This is a genomic window from Streptomyces lanatus, assembly GCF_014655715.1.
Lineage (GTDB): Bacteria > Actinomycetota > Actinomycetes > Streptomycetales > Streptomycetaceae > Streptomyces > Streptomyces lanatus.
The window spans coordinates 74,453-92,272 of the sequence record NZ_BNBM01000010.1; the positions used below are offsets into that span (position 1 = coordinate 74,453).

Below are 17,820 nucleotides of genomic sequence, written 5' to 3' on the forward strand. Positions count from 1 at the left end.
TCCCCGGCACCAATGGGCACTCCCGGCACAGGGGGCACAGGGTAGCGCCCCGAGCTGAGCGGCCCGCGGGGTCAGTCCTTCTTCGGGGCGCCCTTGCTGGAGTTGCCGTCGCCGCCCTCGCCCTGCCCGGTGCCGCCGTTGCCGGTTTCGGCACCGCTGCCGGTTTCGGCACCGCTGCCGTTGTCGGCACCGCTGCTGTTGTCGGCGCCGCTCTCGCCGCCGTTCCCGTTCCCCCCGCTCGCCGTCGCCCTCGCCGTTGCCGCCGCCGGCGCCGTCGCCAGTCGCTCGGCGCAGTACGCGGCCACCTTGTCCGCACCCCCCGCCGCCTCGACCAGGCGTTGCCAGGCCGTGGCGTCCAGGGCCTTGCCGTGGCCCCCGACCTGGTCGTAGGCACGGCACTTGGCCTCGATGTCCTTGGCCTCGGCCGGGTGGTTCGGCCGGTCGGAGGCGGTGCCGGACGTCGCCGCGGACGGCTCGGTGGCCGGGCGGCCGGGAGCGCTGTGGGACGGGGTGGGCCTGTCCTTGTCGTCGGCGGAGTCGTCCGAGGAACCGGCGGTGCCGATCGCGGCGAACGCGACGCCGCCCAGCGTGAGGCTGGCGAGGAAGAGGGAGATCGTGGTGCGCAGCGACAGCGCCAGGCGCCGGTGTGCACGGGGCCGCCAGTCGTCCCGGCGGCGGGTGCGGGCCTTGTGCGCCCCCGCGTCCCGGGCCGCCACGAACGCGGCCACGGCCCGCTGCTCACCGTCGGCGTCCCGGTGGTGCCCGCGCAGTACCGCGGCGGAGAGCAGCGCCTCCAGTTCGGCGTCGTCGAGTACGAGGGCCGGGCCGGCCGTCACGCCGTCAGGGTGCGCACGCCGACGGCCGGGGGACCCACCGCCGCTCCGCTGTTCACCCATGTCCGTTTCCGTTCCTGTCCGACCTGCTCGTTCCGACCGCACCCCGACGACAACGCCAGGGGCCTGTGTGACAGCTGTGACTCACGAGTCCGTAGGGGCTTACGTCCCCCACGTCCCGTACGACTCAACGCACCCACCGCTTCGCCTCAGCGAAGCGCCGACGTGCCGTCTCCGTCGCCGCCATCACTCTCACTGTTCATTTCGATTCCCCCAGCGTCCGGGGGCCGTCATCCGTCACACCTTGGACGCCCAGCTGCTTCGCCAGACGCTTCAGCCCCCGGTACGCGGCGGTCCGCACCGCGCCCGGGCGCTTGCCGAGGACACGGGCCGCCGCCGGGGCGTCGAGGCCGACGACCACCCGCAACAGCACCGCCTCGGCCTGGTCCCGCGGCAGCCCGCGGACCAGGTCCAGGGCCGCCTCCGTGGAGATCGACTCCAGCGCCTGGTCGTACGTGCTCTGCGGACCCGGCAGGTCCAGCAGTACGTCCTGATCCAGCGCCGACGCCCGGGGCCGTACCTTCTGCCGACGCAGATGGTCCAGCGCCCGGTGCCGGGCGATGGTCGCGGTCCAGCCCCGGAACCCGGCCCCGTCGCCCTTGAACCGGCCGAGGTCCCGGGCGATCTCCAGCCAGGCGTCGGAGGCCACGTCCTCCGCGTCCTCGCCGACCAGCCCGCGCAGGAACCCGAGGAGCGCGGGCTGCACCAGCCGGTACGCGACCGCGAACGCGGCCTCGTCACCTTCCTGAGCCCGTGCGACGGCCGCGCCCAATTCCCCGTCGTGCGCGCGCACGCGGCGGGGTTCCCGTCCCTGGCCCAAGAACTGTCCTTGTCCGTACCGGTTCGTGGCGAATCCGCACCTCGCGATGCGGCCACCCTTGCCCACGTCCCTCCACGCACATCAGCGCCCGGCCACACGGAAATGTCACAGCCCGGCGTACAACCCCCACACCCCACCGCGAGTCAGATCGGACACCGGGATGGCATACGATGCGCGCGCCCCCCAAATAAAGATCAAATAAGAGGATGTACACGTCATGACTAAGGGTGCCCCGTACCGATCCCTTCGCGGCATATCCGCCGTCGTCGCCCTGCTCGCGATCGGTGCGGTCGGGTGTTCGGAGGTCTCGGACGCCGTGGACGGCGCGAAGGACGGTGCCAAGAAGGTCGCCCGCCAGCGCTCGGTGTTCTCGCTGGACCTGGGGGACTGCTACAACCCGAACGGCGCGGCCGAGGGCGAGGCGTACACCGTCGAGATCGTGCCCTGCGAGGAGGCGCACGAGGGGCAGGTGGCTGGCGAGTTCTCGATCACCGAGGAGAAGTCCTACCCCGGCGACGAGGCGGTCTCGGCGATCGCCGACAAGCGCTGCCCGGTCGAGGCGGCCAAGTTCGCCCCGGACACCTGGGCGCTGCCCAAGGGCGTCGCGGTCTTCTACTACACCCCGACCAAGGAGAGCTGGGCGACCGGCGACCGCGCCGTGAGCTGCACCTACACCAAGGAATCGGGCACCTTCAGCGGCACGCTGAACTCCGCGAAGACCCTGAAGTCCGAGCAGACCGCCTACCTCAAGGGCTCGAACGGCGTCTACGACGCGTTCTGGACGACCCAGCCGGAGAAGGACTCCGTCGAGGAGGACCTGCCCGGTTACAAGGCGCAGGCCAAGGCCGTCGCGGCCGCCCTCGACACGCATCTCACCGGCCTGAAGGGCATCGACGGCACGGAGGTCGGCAAGCTCCGCGAGCAGTTGTCGAAGACGGCCGAGCACTGGAAGAAGGCCGCGAACGCCGCCGACGCCAACGCGTTCTACATCGCCTACGACTCCGCGTTCTCCGGCATCGACCCGGAGAAGTCGGTCGCCGCGCGCAAGGAGCTGGGCCTGGCCACCACCGTCCCGGCCGACGAGGCGGAGGTCTGGGCGAGCTGACGCCCCTCTGCGACAGCGGGGCCGCGTCCGTCGAGGGCGCGGCCCCCCGTGCTTGTTCGCAGTGACGGTTCCGGTCACTTGTGCGCTGTCTGTAAATGCCACCTGTGTGACAGGTGAGGTGATCGTGACCATTTACAGGGGTGGGACAGTTGAGTCCTCGTAGGACGCGTGCGTACAAACCGCTCAGCCTGAAGAGACGGGCCTGGCTGACGTTGGGAGCCGTCGTACTGAGCGGCGCCGGTGTCGCGACGTACGCCATCGCCGACCCGGCCGCGCCGGCCGACGGCAAACGGGAGAGCCGTAGGCCGTCCGTCCACACGGTCAAGCTCAAGGACCGCGGCGCCGGCCGCAAGGGACTCGCCCAGCAGGGCACCGAGCGCTTCAGCGCGGTCGTGCTGACCTGGAACGACCCCGAGGCGAAGGCCAACGGCACCCCCGAGGTACGCACCCGGGACGTCGAGACCGGCGAGTGGTCCGGCTGGCAGAAGGTCACGGTGGAGCCGAACCAGGCCGACGGCGAGGAGGGCGCGCGGATCGCCCTGCGCGGCGGTACGGAGTCGGTGTGGACCGGCGACTCCGACGGCATCGAGGTGCGGGTCGTGAACGCGGACGGCGCCGAGGCCGCGGGCCAGCCCGCCGGCATGGACGTCAAGCTGCTCGACCCCGGCACCGACCCGAAGGGCGGGATACGCCCGGCCGCGTTCGTGGCGGAGGAGACGACGGCACCGGCGACCGAGACGCCGACCCCGACACCGACACCGACACCGACGCCGACGCCGACGCCGACGGACACGGTCTCGCCCACCCCGACCGAGACGGCCACCCCGGACCCGACCCCCACCGTCCCCGCACCCCGCCCCTCCACGGTCGTCAAACCGCCGATCATCACCCAGGCCGAATGGGGCGCCTCCACCGACTACGACGGCACCCCCGAGTACGGCACCGAGATCAAGGCCGCCGTCGTCCACCACACCGGCGTCGACAGCGACAACACCCTGTCCTGCGCCGAGTCCCGGGCCCGGATGCGCACGATCCAGCAGGGCCACATCAGCCAGGGCTACTTCGACATCGGCTACAACTTCGTCGTCGACAAGTGCGGCCAGATCTTCGAGGGCCGCAGCGGCGGCATGGACCTGCCGGTGATCGGCGCGCACGACGCCGGGTTCAACACCAACACGGTCGGCATCTCGTACATCGGCAACTTCGAGAAGGCCAAGCCCAGCCGGGCCGGCATGGACGCCATCGCGCGGATCGTCGCCTGGAAGTTCGGGATGTACGGCATCGACCCGACCGGCAAGGTGACGCTGACGTCCGGCGTCCCGCAGGGCTACAGCGGCAACAAGATCCCGGAGGGCACCTCGGTCACCCTCCCTCGCGTCTTCGGCCACCGGGACACCAACTCCACGGCCTGCCCCGGCGCCGCCCTCTACCCGCAGCTCACCCGGATCGCCCAGGTCGCCAAGACCCCGGGCATCTCACACGCCCTGGCCACCTCGGACTTCAACCGTGACGGCATCGCCGACCTGGTCGCCGGCACGCCCCGCGCGCTGAGCAACGGCGGCACCGTCACCGTCGTACCGGGCGGCCTCGACGGCCCGGTCCCCGCCTCCCGGCGGACCCTCACCCAGAACAGCACCGGCGTCCCCGGCTCCCACGAGTCCGGCGACAACTTCGGCGCCGCCACCGCGTGGGGCGATGTCAACGGCGACGGCTATGCCGACCTCGCGATCGGCGCGCCCGGCGAGGACGACACCAGCGGCCACGCGGACCGCGGCCAGGTCGTCGTCATGTACGGCCCGGCGCTGACCTCCGGCTTCTCGTACACCACGTCCGGCAGCGTCACGGCGACCGGCGCCAAGCTCGGCTCCACGGTCACCGTCGGCGACTTCAACGGCGACGGCAAGGCGGACGTGTTCGCGGCTGGCACCGGCAAGGGCGGCAACTGGAACGCCCGCCTCACCGGCGGCGCGACGGCCACCGGCACGCTCACCACGGCCACCGGCTCCGTCGCCTACCTGGACGCCGCGACCGGCGACTTCAACCGGGACGGCTACGCGGACGTCGCCCTCAACTACCGCGACACCGGCGGCATCGGCCGCGTGGTCCGCTTCGCGGGCTCGGCGACCGGCCTGAGCAAGGTCGGGGTCATCTCCGTCAAGGGCGGCCGCTCCATCGCCGCGGGCGACATCAACAACAACGGCTACGACGACATCGTCATCGGCCAGCCCGTGGCGTCGGAGTCGGGCGGCCTCTCCGGCGGCCAGATCACCATGGTCCCGGGCACCTCGACCGGCTTCACGACGACCGGCATGACGACGATCCACCAGGACTCGGCGAACGTCGCGGGCGGCAACGAGTCCGGCGACCTGCTCGGCGCCTCGGTCTCGGTCGGCGACTTCAACGCCGACGGCTACGCCGACGCCCTGGCCGGCGTCCCCAACGAGGACTTCCCGCGCGGCGGCGTCAACCAGTCCAACGCCGGTGACGTACTGCTGGTCAGGGGCAGCGCCTCCGGCCTGACAGGCACCGGCTCGATCCGTGTCTCGCAGGACACGACCGGCGTCCCCGGCACCGCGGAGAGCGCCGACCTGTTCGGCTCGGCCGTCTCGCTGACGGACCTGTCGGGCTACGGCCGCGCCGACCTGACGCTCGGCGCGGAGGGCGAGGACGGCACCGACGGCATCGTCATGTACATCCCGAGCAACAGCACGGGCCTCGGGTACACCCAGGCGGTCATCCACAGCAAGACCGCCCTGGGCACGCCGACGGACGCCCACTTGGGCCAGACGCTCACCCCGTAAGGCACGAAATCCGGCCGGGACCCCGCCCATTCACGGGGTCCCGGCCGAGTCGCCTACGACCTCGTCGCGTCCCGGCACAGCAACCTGAGTGACCCGTCGCCCGTGAAACACCGCCGCGCCTCGTCGATCGGGTCCCACAGCCGCCCGTCGGGCGTGCGTATCCAGTGGTCGCCGCCCGACGCCCACCACTCGGCGCCGGTCTGACGGGCGATCACCTCACCGGCGTACGCGCCGAAACCGCGCAGCGTGTTCTCCACGGCGGGGTACGGCGTCCCTTCCTGGCGCAGGCTCTCGATCATGCGGTCGACCCGCCACAGGCTCTGCGCCGAGTAGTCGAGCCGCAGCCGGGCCCCCTCGCGCATCGTCGCCACCGCGTCCGCCGCCCACCGCACCGGCTTGGTCGCGGCTGCGGGCCTGGTCTCCGCTTGAGTCGTCACATCCCGAAGAGCGCGCCCGACCTGCGAATCGTCACTCGGGATCCGGGGGCTTTCCCGGACCGGCGCAGGACCGCCCCACCGCGCCCACGACAGTCACAGGACTTCCCCCGACAACCAGGTTTACGCGGGAGTGACGCTTTGCCGCTTCCGTGCGCTCCAGTCACTGATGAGCATGTACTTCCATCTGCGCGCGGTGCCGCCCTCGGCCCTGCGCAACAGCGCCACCTGGTTCCAGCGTCTGTTCGAGGACGACTGGGACACCGTGCGGGAGCGGATAGGCCGCCATCGCGAGGAGGTGCTCGACAAGCTGTACGGCGACGTCGAGATCCTCTACTGCGGCATCCCCCCGAACCACACCTCGGACGGCCCCCGCACCCAAGTCGTCCTCGGCGGCCGCCCGATCTTCCACAACGACCCGGCCCAGCCGCCGTTCCTGCTGCTCACCGCGTCCCAGGTGACCGGGGTCGCCGAGTTCCTCAGGGGCGCCGACTTCGACGACCTGTGGCGCGGCACCCGCACCCATCTGCTGCGCCCGTACGGCATGTCGGACACCGAGCCCGAGGCGCGCGGCCTGTTCGCGGCGACGCACCGCGACCTCACCGCGTTCTACGAGCAGACGGCCGACTACGGGGACGCGGTGGTGAAATGGCTGATGACCTGACCGCGCCGGACGTCAGCCCCTCCCCCGGGCCCGCCTCGACACCACGGCCCGCAGCACCCGCCGCCCCTCCGTGGAGACCTCCAGCGCCCGGCGCAGTCCGCCCGCGCCATGCCCGGCGAGCAGTTCCAGGACGCTGACCTGGCGGCGCAGTTCGGCGGCGACGAGCGGCGACATGCCCTCCTGGCGCCCCGCGACGGGCGCCCCGACCGCGCGGACGGAGCTCAGTTCCTCGGCCGGTGTGTCGTCCTCGGCCGGGTCGAGCAGCCGGTGTATCTGGAGCGAGGCGACCGAGCAGGCGTCGGCCCAGATCCGCGCCTCACCGGCGGACCGTACGGCGGGGGCGGCGGCCAGCATCCGCCGGGCGAGCAGCGCGGCCTCGTCCTCCACGTCCTCGTCGTCCATGACCTCGGCGATGCCCAGCTTGCCGCGCACCTGATCGAGCAGCTCGCCCCACTCGGCGGGTTCCCCGCCGGACGCGAGGTTCGCCCACAGCGGGCGCAGTACCTCGTCGTCCCCGCCCAGCAAGGGCACGCAGCGATCCAAACAAGCCAACCCGCTGGCGGCCAGTCCGCGTTCATCAGCCTGAGCGATCAGTTCCACCAGGCTCATCCAAGCCTCCCTAAGCGGGTCTTCTGTGAGGGTCGGGGCCCCCGCACAGGCCCCTGGCAGGCCCTGTCCCTTACGGAGGCCACACCTCCCCTTACTGCGTGCGACGACCCGGGAGTGTCACAGCGGGACGACCCCGAGCCTGTCGAGCAGCCGGAAGAAGAGGTTTTCGGCCAAAGGGTCCGCTTCAGCGGTGAGTACGTCGATCAGCGACTCGGCGTTCACCTCGTGCCCGGCCTCGGCGGCCCAGGTGGCGGCCCGCTCGGCGGCGTCGGGCGGTTCGAGGAAGTAGTCCTCCAGCGTGAGCCCTTCGTCGGAGCCGCCGAGATACCCGGCCATGGCGGCCCGCGCCAGACAGGTCGTCCACGCCCCGCTCTCCGGCGCCGCCGCCTCCACGACCACACAGTCGCTGTCCATGACGTACCCGAAGAGCGCGGGCGCGCCCGTCTCCTCGGCCAGGGTGTTCATGCTCCCGACGTCACCGCCGCTGCTCGGGTACTCCCACACCTGCCATCCGCCCGGCGCCTCCTCGCGCAGGGTCATCCCCTCGGCGCCCGCCAGCGCGTCCAGCTCCGCCAGTGGCCGCGTCCCGCGCCCCACGACGAAGTACCCCCAGTAGCCCATCCCGTGTTCCCCCAGCTTGATCGGTTGGCTTGGGCCGAATACACCACATTCGCACAGGGGTTCGCAGCCGGTTGGGTCAATCCACAGCCCAATCCACAGCTCAGTCCAGCCGGTCCGCGAGCGCCTTGAACTCGGCCCAGGTCAATTGCGGCTTACCCGCGTCCCACAGCTTCTGCACCGTCGCCCGCAGCGGCATCCGGATGCCCGCCGCGACCTGCGCCTGGGTCTGGGAGTTCGCCAGATCGCACCACACGGCGAAGGACCCGCCGAGGATCTGGCTGTCGTACTTGGCGGGCACGGCCGTCGTCCCCCGCAGGACCCGCGGCGTCCACTGCTCGTAGATCCGCTCGCCGGTCGGATAGACGAAGGTCTGCGGCTCCCCGAGCACGTAGTAGAGGAACTCGTCGTTGTAGTTGATGACCTTGCGGCCCGTGCTCAGATACTCCACCGGCGCCCGGGCCCCGATCTCCTTGCCGGTCCAGTAGGCCACCTGGATGTCCTTGTCGGGCTGGACCTTGGTGTTCCGGAAGAACCCGTCGTTCCAGGCGCGCGGTGTGCGGTCGTGGGTGCGGACGGTGGCGGCGCGGTCGTTGAGCCACCCGGTGGCGAGGTCGGCGACGGTGGCGCCGGCGCCGTAGGCCTCGCGGGCGGCGGTGGCGAGCTGCGGGTAGGACGCCTCGGGGCTGGAGACGACCAGCGCCTGGTACTCGTCGCCGCCGAGGTGCCACTGGTCGCCGGGGAAGAGCCCCGCGTACTCGTTGAGCAGATCGTCGACGATCTCGGCGGACTCGGGCTTGGAGATGTCGATGGCGCCCCGGGTCGCGGCACCGTTGACATTGCGCAGCTGAAGATCGGGGTGCGCGGCGATGACGGCGCCCAGATGCCCCGGCGAGTCGATCTCGGGCACGACCTGGATGTGCCGGCTCTGCGCCAGCTTGACGATCTTCCGCACCTGCGCCTTGGTCAGATGCTGCTGCGAGACGATCTCGGGGTGCGAGGAGGACGCGATGCGGAACCCCTGGTCGTCGGAGAAGTGCAGCCCCAGCTGGTTGAACTTCAGGTCACCGAGCTCGCGCACCCGGTCCTCGATCCAGCCCGCGGTGAAGTACTTGCGGGCGATGTCGAGCATGAACCCGCGCACCGGCTTGGCGGGCCCGTCCCGCACGACGCCCTCCGGCGCCGTACGCCCGTCGTGCACCGCCTGCTTCAGGGTCCGGGTCCCGTAGAAGACGCCCGCCTCACCGGGCCCGCTGATCGCGACCCGCCCGCCGCGCACGGTCATGGAGTACGACTCGGGATTCCCGCCCTCGCCGTCACCGAGCGCCAGCCGCACATCCCCGGCCCGCACGTCGTTCTTCCGCCCGGCGTACGTCAGCCCCAGCTCACCGGCGATGAGCTTCCCCTCGTCGGCGAGCTCCGTGTCGCTGACGACGACCCGCTCCCCGCGCGCGGGACGCCAGCCGGGCCCGCGGGCGGCGGTGTGGGAGTCCACGGCCGGAATGATCTGCGGCGCCTTGGAGAGCGGATACGACCGGGTGGGCGACGGGGTCGGATTGCCGCGCGGCCCGGTCGGGGAGGCGGCCTGCGACGTGGTCGCCGCGGACCCCTGCTGCTCCGAACCGGACGACTCTCCGTCGTCCCCACTGGCCAGGAGCCCGAGGCTCACCCCGGCCGCGACCGTCACGACGACCACCGCGACGATCAGCACCCACGTCTGCTTCAGCGCCCTCTTCGCCGGTGCCCGGCGCCTGTGCCTGCTCACGGCGCCAACCTAGGCCCTGCGAGCGCCGTAGGCCGTCCACCACACGTTCCGAAACTCTCCCGTTCGACTGAAATTCGGGCATCCGTCGGACACGTCATGCCCACACTCGGTAACGTGGCGCCACTCCTCCCCCAATTTCCCCTGCCGAAACCCACGTGACGCCCACACACTTTCCCGGCCGAGTGGCCATACCGTCCTTGCCCACCGTCATGGACGCCTTCAACATCGCGCCTGCCGACGACGCCCGCGCGCTCCTTCTCGACTGTCTGCACAGCCCGCGTTGGGCCGAACGCCTGACGGCCCACCGCCCCTACCCCGATGTCGACGCCCTCCTCGCGGCCTCCGACGAGGCGGCCTACGACCTGGCGCCGCGCGATCTGGCGGAGGCCCTGGCGGAAGAAACGTTGCCTGTACTGCCCAAGGGCGCGTACTCCGCAGCCCATACGGCACTGAGCGCCGCATACGCCGCGTATGAGGCCAAATTCGGACACGCCTTCATTATCTGCCTGGACGGCCTGTCCCATGCGGAGAGCCTGGATCAGGTACTGGCGGGAATCCGATCACGTTTGGCAAACGATCCGGAGGACGAGCGGGTGGTGGCGGCAGAGGAACTACGGCGCCTGGCAAGGGGACGTCTGGTGAAGGCTCTAAGGGGCGTGGGGAACTGCGCGACCAGCCCCAACGGCGCGACATCCGGCAAATAACCGAACACCCCACCCCTTTAGCCGCCAATACCCCATCCGCGTGCCAGTTTGATCACATACCCCAGCCCCCGGTAAGCCGCCCGCCGCCCCATGGATACGATGCTGAGGGCCGGTGGACCGTACCCGGCCGGGCCCGACCGACAGCACAAGCCGGCGCGGCCCCAATCCCCGCTCCCGGAGGAACTTCCGTGCCGGCTGGAACGCTGTACCGCGGCCGGGAAGGAATGTGGTCCTGGGTGGCTCATCGAGTCACCGGCGTCCTCATTTTCTTCTTCCTGTTCGTTCACGTGCTGGACACCGCTCTCGTCCGTGTCTCCCCAGAGGACTACGACAAGGTCGTAGCCACGTACAAGACGCCGATCGTCGCGCTGCTGGAGTACGGCCTCGTCGCCGCCATCCTGTTCCACGCGCTCAACGGCCTGCGCGTCATCGCCGTCGACTTCTGGTCGAAGGGCCCGCGCTACCAGAAGCAGCTGCTCTGGTCCGTCGTCGGCCTCTGGCTGGTGCTGATGCTCGGGGCGATCTACCCCGTCCTCGGCCACGCCGCTCAGGAACTGTTCGGGAGCTGACGCGAATGTCCACCACTGAGAAGACCGCCGCCGGTATCGGCCCGGTCGAGGGCGAGTCCCTCTACAACGTCGACAACCCGGCCCCGTACATCGAGGCCCCGCGCAAGCGCACCAAGAAGACCCCGAAGTCCACCCGGGGCAACTTCGAGATGGCCGCCTGGCTGTTCATGCGCCTGTCCGGCATCGTGCTGGTCGTCCTCGTCATCGGCCACCTGCTGATCCAGCTGGTGCTGGACGGCGGCGTCTCCAAGATCGGCTTCGCCTTCGTGGCCGGCCGCTGGGCGTCCCCGTTCTGGCAGGTCTGGGACCTGCTGATGCTGTGGCTCGCCATGCTGCACGGCGCCAACGGCCTGCGCACGGTCATCAACGACTACGCGGAGCGCGCGAACACCCGGCTGTGGCTGAAGGGCCTGCTCTACACCGCCACGGTGTTCACCATCCTGCTGGGCACGCTGGTGATCTTCACCTTCGACCCGAACATCCGCTAGGCACGGGGCTGAGGCAACCACCATGAAGATCCACAAGTACGACACCGTCATCGTCGGCGCCGGTGGCGCGGGCATGCGCGCGGCCATCGAGTCCACGAAGCGCAGCCGCACCGCCGTGCTGACCAAGCTGTACCCCACCCGCTCCCACACGGGTGCCGCGCAGGGCGGTATGGCCGCCGCGCTCGCCAACGTGGAGGAGGACAACTGGGAGTGGCACACCTTCGACACGGTCAAGGGCGGTGACTACCTGGTCGACCAGGACGCCGCCGAGATCCTGGCGAAGGAGGCCATCGACTCCGTCCTCGACCTGGAGAAGATGGGCCTGCCGTTCAACCGCACCCCGGACGGCACCATCGACCAGCGCCGCTTCGGCGGTCACAGCCGCAACCACGGCGAGGCGCCGGTCCGCCGGTCCTGCTACGCGGCCGACCGCACCGGCCACATGATCCTCCAGACGCTGTACCAGAACTGCGTCAAGCACGGCGTGGAGTTCTTCAACGAGTTCTACGTCCTGGACCAGCTGATCACCGAGGTCGACGGCGTGAAGCGGTCGGCCGGTGTGGTGGCGTACGAGCTGGCCACCGGCGAGATCCATGTCTTCCAGGCGAAGGCCGTGATCTACGCGTCCGGCGGCACCGGCAAGTTCTTCAAGGTGACGTCCAACGCACACACGCTGACCGGTGACGGCCAGGCGGCCGTGTACCGCCGGGGTCTGCCGCTGGAGGACATGGAGTTCTTCCAGTTCCACCCGACCGGCATCTGGCGCATGGGCATCCTGCTGACGGAGGGCGCCCGTGGTGAGGGCGGCATCCTCCGCAACAAGGACGGCGAGCGCTTCATGGAGAAGTACGCGCCGGTCATGAAGGACCTCGCGTCCCGTGACGTCGTGTCCCGCTCCATCTACACGGAGATCCGTGAGGGCCGCGGCTGCGGTCCCGAGGGCGACCACGTCTACCTGGACCTCACGCACCTCCCGCCGGAGCAGCTGGACGCCAAGCTGCCCGACATCACGGAGTTCGCCCGTACCTACCTCGGTATCGAGCCCTACACGGACCCGATCCCGATCCAGCCCACCGCGCACTACGCCATGGGCGGCATCCCTACGAACGTCGAGGGTGAGGTCCTCAGCGACAACACCACGGTGGTCCCGGGTCTGTACGCGGCCGGCGAGGTCGCCTGTGTGTCGGTGCACGGCGCCAACCGTCTCGGCACCAACTCCCTGCTGGACATCAACGTGTTCGGCCGCCGGGCCGGCATCGCGGCGGCGGAGTACAGCCAGAAGGCGGAGTACGTCGAGCTGCCCGAGGACCCGGCGCAGCTGGTGATCGACCAGGTCGAGCGCCTGCGCACGTCGACGGGCACCGAGCGGGTGGCCGTGCTCCGCAAGGAGCTCCAGGAGACCATGGACGCCAATGTCATGGTGTTCCGCACGGAGCAGACGATCAAGACGGCGGTCGAGAAGATCGCGGAGCTGCGCGAGCGCTACAAGAACGTCTCGATCCAGGACAAGGGCAAGCGGTTCAACACGGACCTGCTCGAGGCCATCGAGCTGGGCAACCTGCTCGACCTCGCCGAGGTCATGGCCGTGTCCGCGCTCGCCCGCAAGGAGTCCCGCGGTGGTCACTACCGCGAGGACTACCCGAACCGCGACGACGTCAACTTCATGCGCCACACCATGGCGTACCGCGAGGTCGGCGACGACGGCACGGAGTCCATTCGTCTCGACTACAAGCCGGTCGTCCAGACCCGCTACCAGCCGATGGAGCGTAAGTACTGATGGCTACCCCCGTAATGGACAAGGTGGAGGCCGAGTCCGCCGCGTCTCCCTACATCACGGTCACCTTCCGGGTCCGCCGCTTCAACCCGGAAGTCTCGGCCGAGGCCACCTGGGAAGACTTCCAGCTGGAGATCGACCCCAAGGAGCGCGTCCTCGACGGTCTCCACAAGATCAAGTGGGACCTGGACGGCACGCTGACCTTCCGCCGCTCGTGCGCCCATGGCATCTGCGGCTCCGACGCGATGCGGATCAACGGCAAGAACCGCCTCGCGTGCAAGACGCTGATCAAGGACATCAACCCTGAGAAGCCGATCACGGTCGAGCCCATCAAGGGCCTCACGGTCCTGAAGGACCTCGTGGTCGACATGGAGCCGTTCTTCCAGGCGTACCGCGATGTGATGCCCTTCCTCATCACGAAGGACACCAACGAGCCGACGCGCGAGCGTTTCCAGACCGCCGAGGACCGTGAGCGCTTCGACGACACGACGAAGTGCATCCTCTGCGCCGCCTGCACCTCCTCGTGCCCGGTCTTCTGGAACGACGGCCAGTACTTCGGCCCGGCCGCCATCGTCAACGCGCACCGCTTCATCTTCGACTCGCGTGACGAGGCCGGCGAGCAGCGCCTGGAGATCCTCAACGACAAGGACGGCGTGTGGCGCTGCCGCACGACGTTCAACTGCACGGACGCCTGCCCGCGCGGTATCGAGGTCACCAAGGCGATCGCCGAGGTCAAGAAGGCGCTGATCACGCGCCGCTTCTGAGCACGGTTCCTCTACGGTGATGTGGCCCCGTTCTCCGGATTCATGACCGGGAAACGGGGCCCTCGCTGTCTCACCTCCCCCCGCTTCACGCCGTCCTCAACGCCTGTGGCCTGAAAGGCAGTTGAGGTAGTTGAGACTTCAAGTCAGACTCCGCTCATGGCACTCCTGAGAAGAGCGGCCGCGGCTCTGTCGGCCACGGCAGCCGTACTGCTCGCGATACCCCCCACCGCCTCGGCGGCCCCCGCCTCCTACGGGATGCTCGCCAGGGAGAACTTCGACCGCCTCCCCCTGGGCCCGGTGACGGAAGGCCCCGGCTGGAGCACCGACACCTCCAACGGCACCCTGACCGTCGCCGCCAACGCCAAGGGCCGCGAACTCCGCCTCCACACCGAGAGCAACGGCCGGGCCTTCCTGGTCTTCCCCGGCCTGGCCGCTCCCGGCAACAGCTACTGGGCCCGGATGCGCCTGCGCGTCGACGCCTTCCCCACCGCCCCCGACTGGGCGCACTGGACGATCGCCGAGGCGTCCGGCTCGGACTCTCCGACCCTCGTGCGTCCCCTGGGCGGCCAGTACGCCCCCACCGACAAGGGCAACTTCTGGGGCGTCGGCTCCGATCTCGGGCCCACGGGCGACTGGACGTCCTGGAAGACCTCCGCGCCGGCCAAGGCGGGCAAGTGGAGTTGCGTGGAGTTCCACCTGGACGCCGCCGACAATCGCGTCACGGTCTACTTCGACGGCGTCGAGCAGCCCGACCTGACCGTCTCCACGAACCAGCACGGTGGCACATCGGATCCCTTCATCTTCCCGACATTCGACAAACTGAAGCTGGGCTGGCAGCTGTACCAGGCCGACCCTTCGCCGTTGTCGTACGACATCCGGATGGACGACATCGCGGTGAGTACGCGGCGGGTGTCCTGCTCATAGCTGGCTGAGGATCGTCGGATCCGTGATCTTCAGGTCGTCGGCCAGCATCATCGCCTTGCTCAGGATCACCGCGAGCATCCGGTCGCCCTCGTACGGCAGATAGCCCGTCTGCGGGGTCGCGGCCGGGCTGGACCTGGGGACGATGCACACGTACTGGTCGTGCGGTGTCCTGAGGATGTTGCCCGAGCCGAGGTGGATCCGGTACGTGTGGCGGTCGCCCTTCACCTGTAGGAAGCGGCCCTCGATGGTGCAGCGGTCGGCGATCGCCAGCCGCGGTATCAGGCGTTCGAGCAGGCCCCGGCGGGTCTGTGCGCTCGCGCCGAGTTCGCCGAAGCCGTACGACGTCCAGTACTCGCGGTAGCGGCCTTCGGGGCCGCCGTCCTGCCAGGTCGGGTCATTGCCGACGCTGCCCACGCCGACGAACAGGTCGACGTCGCGCAGGACTTCGGAGAGGACCAGGGGCGGGATGTCCGTCAGGGACAGCGGCTCGACCGGGGTCTCGCCGGCGCGCAGCCACATGCGGTACTCGCCGCCGGAGCAGTGCGCCGAGTTCTGCGGGGCGTCGATCGGGTAGAAGCGGACCTGGTCGGTGCGCAGCCGCAGGAAGCTGCCGGACTCGGTGATGTCCTCGTAGTTCTCGCCGCTGTCCCCCGCGATCCAGTACTCGGCGCGCAGGCCCCACTGCGGCAGCTCCCGGACGGCGGGCGGCGCCTCGTCGTCCACGGCCAGGCGCAGCTTGTTGTGCCAGCCCCGGATCGCCGCCAGCGAGTGGAACTGGTGCTGGCGCAGGATGTGCGCCGCGAAGCGGTTGGAGTACGTCCCCGTCGCGCGCTCGGCGTCCGTGAGCAGGTACACCTCGCGGTGGGCCTGCTTGAAGGGCTGGGTGATGCCGTGCCGCTCCAGCCAGTCCCGCCAGGCGACGGTCTCGGCGGGCTCCTGGCCGACGGGGTGCCAGAGCGCGATGTGCGTGCCGTCGGTCACCGGTGTGTCGGCCAGCGTCCGCAGCTCACCGTCCGCGTACCCGACCGCCGTACCGTCGACCGTCCACAGCAGACGGCGGGCCAGGGTGCCGACCAGCGGGTGGTCGAGGTAGCGCTCGCGCCACGCGGCGTACGGCCAGGTGCGGCGGGCCAGGAACTGGCGGTCCAGGCGCTCGCTCTGTGCCGAGAGCATCTTGTCGATGTCCTTGACCGCGGCCTTGAGCTCCTTCAGCTCCTCGGAGTGGTCGCGTCGTACGGCGGCGGGGGCACTCCTGACCGCCTTGCCGCTCGCATTGCGCCAGCTCAGCACCGCCTTGGCGCCATGGACTTCGAGCAGGGCGGTGACCTCGCCGAGCCGGTGCTCGGCGCGGCCCACCTCGGTCAGGCCGTAGGCCGGTACGGCCAGTTCCTCGACCTCCTCGCGGGCGAGGCCCAGCGCCTGGGCGCGGGCGTCCAGTTCGGTGTTGAGGACCTTCAGGGTGCCTTTGAAGGTGACTCGGGTGACCAGGCGGGCGAGTTCGGCGAGGGCCGCCTCGGCGTCGATGCGGGCCAGTGAGATGACCGCGGCGTTGGCGACCTTGGGGTTGACGGGGCCGAGGCCCGCGACCTTGCGCAGGGAGGTCTCGGCGAGGGCGCCCAGGGTGCGGGCGGTCTCGGGGTGCGCGGGCAGCAGGGAGAGCAGCCAGGTCAGTCCGCGCAGGGCGTCGGCGTTGTAAGGGTCGAAGGTGGCGTTGGGATTCGGGCCGTAGGCCGGTACGAGCAGGTCGCGGGTGCGCGGCCGGCCCGCCAGGCGCAGCCAGGACAGCAGCCGTTCGCGCACTTCGTCGGCGTCGAGCGGCACGATCAGCGCGCGTCCTGTCCGGTCCCACTTGGCGGACGGGCGGGCGGAGGTCGCGGTGGCCGCGTGGGCGAGCAGCCGCCGCCAGTCGTCGCCGAGTTCGTCCGCGTCGGCGAGGGCGCGGTCGGACCATGCCTCACCGGGGTTCACTGCGGGGCCGTCGAGCCTCGCGACCAGCTCCCCCAGCAGCTTCTTGCCGTTGTACACCGTGAGATACGAGCGGCGGATCACGGCGACGAACTCGGCGGACAGCTCCCGCCCGTCGGCGAGTTCCTGATCGGCGAGCCGGATGAGCCCGCTCGTGTCATGGTGGACGTCCTGGTCCGCGATCACTCCGATCAGCGCGGTGCGGGTGTCGGGGGGCTGTCCCTCGACGGCCGCCCGCATCAGCCGGAAGCTGTTGAGCAGATTCACGACATGGCGGCGCCCGGCGGTGCCGCGCTCCAGTTCGTCGTAGCGCGTGGCCAGGGCGTGCAGGAGCCGCGCCTGAAAGGCTTCGTCCGCGGCGACGACCGCCTGGGCGACCTGGTGGCCCTCGCGGCGCCACTTGCCGTCGGTCGTCGCCATCAGCGCGAGGAGTTCGGGGACGAGCCGCTCGGCGTCCTCGGCGGCGACCAGGCCGAGGGCGTCGTCGACCAGCTGGAGGTACTCCGGAGTCGAGAGTGCCATCAGCCACCCACCAGGGCGACGAGCTTGAGGAAGGTGATCTCGGTGCCGAGTGCGAGCTCGATCTCGTCGTCGAGGTCGGTGACCTGACGGTCCCCCACGAGCACCAGGAAGCCGTTGCCCGCGAAGGCCTTCAGCGCCTGCTGAGTCTGCGCCTCGGGGTCTATGCGGCGGGCCTCGCGCATCGCGTATCCGTTCAGCACGCGCTCGGCGTCCTTCGGCTGCACGAGGCCCTGGAAGACCTCCGGTGTGCGCGCGTTGTACTCGGCGACCTCCTGGAACACGCGGCGGCGGATCAGCTCACGCACGGTGAGCCGCTCCTCGGCGATCTCCAGCCCCCAGCCGTCGCTGCGGCGCCCACTCGTCGTCTCGTCGACGAACCTCACGATTCCCATGCCAACGAC

General features: G+C 70.2%; 17 protein-coding genes. 9 read left to right on the top strand and 8 right to left on the bottom strand.

The genetic code is table 11. The features are described from left to right. Nucleotides 1-71 precede the first annotated feature (71 nt). Both IE325_RS25590 and IE325_RS25595 read right to left on the bottom strand, forming a co-directional pair. Nucleotides 72-836 carry a hypothetical protein gene (locus tag IE325_RS25590; protein WP_190072402.1) on the bottom strand — a complete coding sequence of 255 codons (765 nt, stop codon included), beginning with the start codon at nucleotides 834-836 and terminating at the stop codon, nucleotides 72-74. 256 nt (nucleotides 837-1,092) lie between these two features. After that, on the bottom strand, nucleotides 1,093-1,713 hold the full coding sequence (locus tag IE325_RS25595) for an RNA polymerase sigma factor (protein WP_190072403.1): 621 nt from the start codon (nucleotides 1,711-1,713) through the stop codon (nucleotides 1,093-1,095). A 217-nt stretch (nucleotides 1,714-1,930) separates the two neighbouring features. Between IE325_RS25595 and IE325_RS25600 the strand changes: the two genes are divergently transcribed. Further along, complete coding sequence (locus tag IE325_RS25600) at nucleotides 1,931-2,818, top strand: septum formation family protein (RefSeq protein ID WP_190072404.1); 888 nt, start codon at nucleotides 1,931-1,933, stop codon at nucleotides 2,816-2,818. 149 nt (nucleotides 2,819-2,967) lie between these two features. Continuing rightward, complete coding sequence (locus IE325_RS25605; protein ID WP_190072405.1) at nucleotides 2,968-5,619, top strand: N-acetylmuramoyl-L-alanine amidase; 2,652 nt, start codon at nucleotides 2,968-2,970, stop codon at nucleotides 5,617-5,619. A 53-nt stretch (nucleotides 5,620-5,672) separates the two neighbouring features. Here the strand turns inward: IE325_RS25605 and IE325_RS25610 are convergent, their stop codons facing one another. Beyond that, nucleotides 5,673-6,056, bottom strand: a complete 384-nt coding sequence (locus IE325_RS25610) for a hypothetical protein (RefSeq protein ID WP_190072406.1) — start codon at nucleotides 6,054-6,056, stop codon at nucleotides 5,673-5,675. 166 nt (nucleotides 6,057-6,222) lie between these two features. On the opposite strand from IE325_RS25610, the gene IE325_RS25615 reads away from it, so the two are divergent. After that, nucleotides 6,223-6,717 carry a DUF1877 family protein gene (locus tag IE325_RS25615; protein WP_190072407.1) on the top strand — a complete coding sequence of 165 codons (495 nt, stop codon included), beginning with the start codon at nucleotides 6,223-6,225 and terminating at the stop codon, nucleotides 6,715-6,717. Between the two features lie 12 nt (nucleotides 6,718-6,729). On the opposite strand, the gene IE325_RS25620 is transcribed toward IE325_RS25615, so the two are convergent. From IE325_RS25620 to IE325_RS25630, 3 genes are all read right to left on the bottom strand, one after another. Continuing rightward, complete coding sequence (locus tag IE325_RS25620) at nucleotides 6,730-7,326, bottom strand: hypothetical protein (protein ID WP_190072408.1); 597 nt, start codon at nucleotides 7,324-7,326, stop codon at nucleotides 6,730-6,732. Nucleotides 7,327-7,443: 117 nt separating this feature from the next. Continuing rightward, on the bottom strand, nucleotides 7,444-7,947 hold the full coding sequence (locus tag IE325_RS25625) for a hypothetical protein (RefSeq protein WP_190072409.1): 504 nt from the start codon (nucleotides 7,945-7,947) through the stop codon (nucleotides 7,444-7,446). Between the two features lie 100 nt (nucleotides 7,948-8,047). Beyond that, a complete protein-coding gene (locus IE325_RS25630) occupies nucleotides 8,048-9,655 on the bottom strand; it encodes a beta-N-acetylhexosaminidase (protein ID WP_373315221.1) in 1,608 nt (535 codons plus the stop codon). Between the two features lie 263 nt (nucleotides 9,656-9,918). On the opposite strand from IE325_RS25630, the gene IE325_RS25635 reads away from it, so the two are divergent. The 6 genes from IE325_RS25635 to IE325_RS25660 all read left to right on the top strand — a co-directional run bounded on the left by IE325_RS25635 (nucleotide 9,919) and on the right by IE325_RS25660 (nucleotide 14,932). Next, nucleotides 9,919-10,413 carry a 2-oxo-4-hydroxy-4-carboxy-5-ureidoimidazoline decarboxylase gene (locus tag IE325_RS25635; protein WP_190072411.1) on the top strand — a complete coding sequence of 165 codons (495 nt, stop codon included), beginning with the start codon at nucleotides 9,919-9,921 and terminating at the stop codon, nucleotides 10,411-10,413. Between the two features lie 188 nt (nucleotides 10,414-10,601). Further along, nucleotides 10,602-10,982 carry a succinate dehydrogenase, cytochrome b556 subunit gene (gene sdhC / locus IE325_RS25640; protein ID WP_190072412.1) on the top strand — a complete coding sequence of 127 codons (381 nt, stop codon included), beginning with the start codon at nucleotides 10,602-10,604 and terminating at the stop codon, nucleotides 10,980-10,982. Between the two features lie 5 nt (nucleotides 10,983-10,987). Continuing rightward, nucleotides 10,988-11,470 carry a succinate dehydrogenase hydrophobic membrane anchor subunit gene (locus IE325_RS25645; RefSeq protein ID WP_190072413.1) on the top strand — a complete coding sequence of 161 codons (483 nt, stop codon included), beginning with the start codon at nucleotides 10,988-10,990 and terminating at the stop codon, nucleotides 11,468-11,470. Between the two features lie 22 nt (nucleotides 11,471-11,492). Next, nucleotides 11,493-13,247, top strand: coding sequence for a succinate dehydrogenase flavoprotein subunit (gene sdhA / locus IE325_RS25650; protein WP_190072414.1), 1,755 nt, complete (start codon nucleotides 11,493-11,495; stop codon nucleotides 13,245-13,247). Continuing rightward, nucleotides 13,247-14,008, top strand: coding sequence for a succinate dehydrogenase iron-sulfur subunit (locus IE325_RS25655; protein WP_190072415.1), 762 nt, complete (start codon nucleotides 13,247-13,249; stop codon nucleotides 14,006-14,008). Before sdhA ends, IE325_RS25655 begins: the two co-directional genes overlap by 1 nt. A gap of 156 nt (nucleotides 14,009-14,164) precedes the next feature. Further along, on the top strand, nucleotides 14,165-14,932 hold the full coding sequence (locus tag IE325_RS25660) for a LamG-like jellyroll fold domain-containing protein (protein WP_190072416.1): 768 nt from the start codon (nucleotides 14,165-14,167) through the stop codon (nucleotides 14,930-14,932). On the opposite strand, the gene IE325_RS25665 is transcribed toward IE325_RS25660, so the two are convergent. Continuing rightward, nucleotides 14,927-17,419: a DUF4132 domain-containing protein gene (locus IE325_RS25665; RefSeq protein WP_229912016.1), complete on the bottom strand. Its 2,493-nt coding sequence runs from the start codon at nucleotides 17,417-17,419 to the stop codon at nucleotides 14,927-14,929. The two genes, IE325_RS25660 and IE325_RS25665, sit on opposite strands and share 6 nt — an antisense overlap. Then, nucleotides 17,419-17,811, bottom strand: coding sequence for a hypothetical protein (locus IE325_RS25670; RefSeq protein WP_190072417.1), 393 nt, complete (start codon nucleotides 17,809-17,811; stop codon nucleotides 17,419-17,421). The genes IE325_RS25665 and IE325_RS25670 overlap by 1 nt, the downstream gene beginning before the upstream one ends. Nucleotides 17,812-17,820: the final 9 nt, after the last annotated feature.

Excerpts from the sequence above, each read along its gene's own strand:
- IE325_RS25600 (WP_190072404.1), top strand. The coding sequence starts at position 1,931 with ATGACTAAGGGTGCCCCGTACCGATCCCTTCGCGGCATATCCGCCGTC.
- IE325_RS25615 (WP_190072407.1), top strand. The coding sequence starts at position 6,223 with ATGAGCATGTACTTCCATCTGCGCGCGGTGCCGCCCTCGGCCCTGCGC.
- IE325_RS25620 (WP_190072408.1), bottom strand. The coding sequence starts at position 7,326 with ATGAGCCTGGTGGAACTGATCGCTCAGGCTGATGAACGCGGACTGGCC.
- IE325_RS25625 (WP_190072409.1), bottom strand. The coding sequence starts at position 7,947 with ATGGGCTACTGGGGGTACTTCGTCGTGGGGCGCGGGACGCGGCCACTG.
- IE325_RS25635 (WP_190072411.1), top strand. The coding sequence starts at position 9,919 with ATGGACGCCTTCAACATCGCGCCTGCCGACGACGCCCGCGCGCTCCTT.
- IE325_RS25645 (WP_190072413.1), top strand. The coding sequence starts at position 10,988 with ATGTCCACCACTGAGAAGACCGCCGCCGGTATCGGCCCGGTCGAGGGC.
- sdhA (WP_190072414.1), top strand. The coding sequence starts at position 11,493 with ATGAAGATCCACAAGTACGACACCGTCATCGTCGGCGCCGGTGGCGCG.
- IE325_RS25655 (WP_190072415.1), top strand. The coding sequence starts at position 13,247 with ATGGCTACCCCCGTAATGGACAAGGTGGAGGCCGAGTCCGCCGCGTCT.
- IE325_RS25660 (WP_190072416.1), top strand. The coding sequence starts at position 14,165 with ATGGCACTCCTGAGAAGAGCGGCCGCGGCTCTGTCGGCCACGGCAGCC.
- IE325_RS25665 (WP_229912016.1), bottom strand. The coding sequence starts at position 17,419 with ATGGCACTCTCGACTCCGGAGTACCTCCAGCTGGTCGACGACGCCCTC.
- IE325_RS25670 (WP_190072417.1), bottom strand. The coding sequence starts at position 17,811 with ATGGGAATCGTGAGGTTCGTCGACGAGACGACGAGTGGGCGCCGCAGC.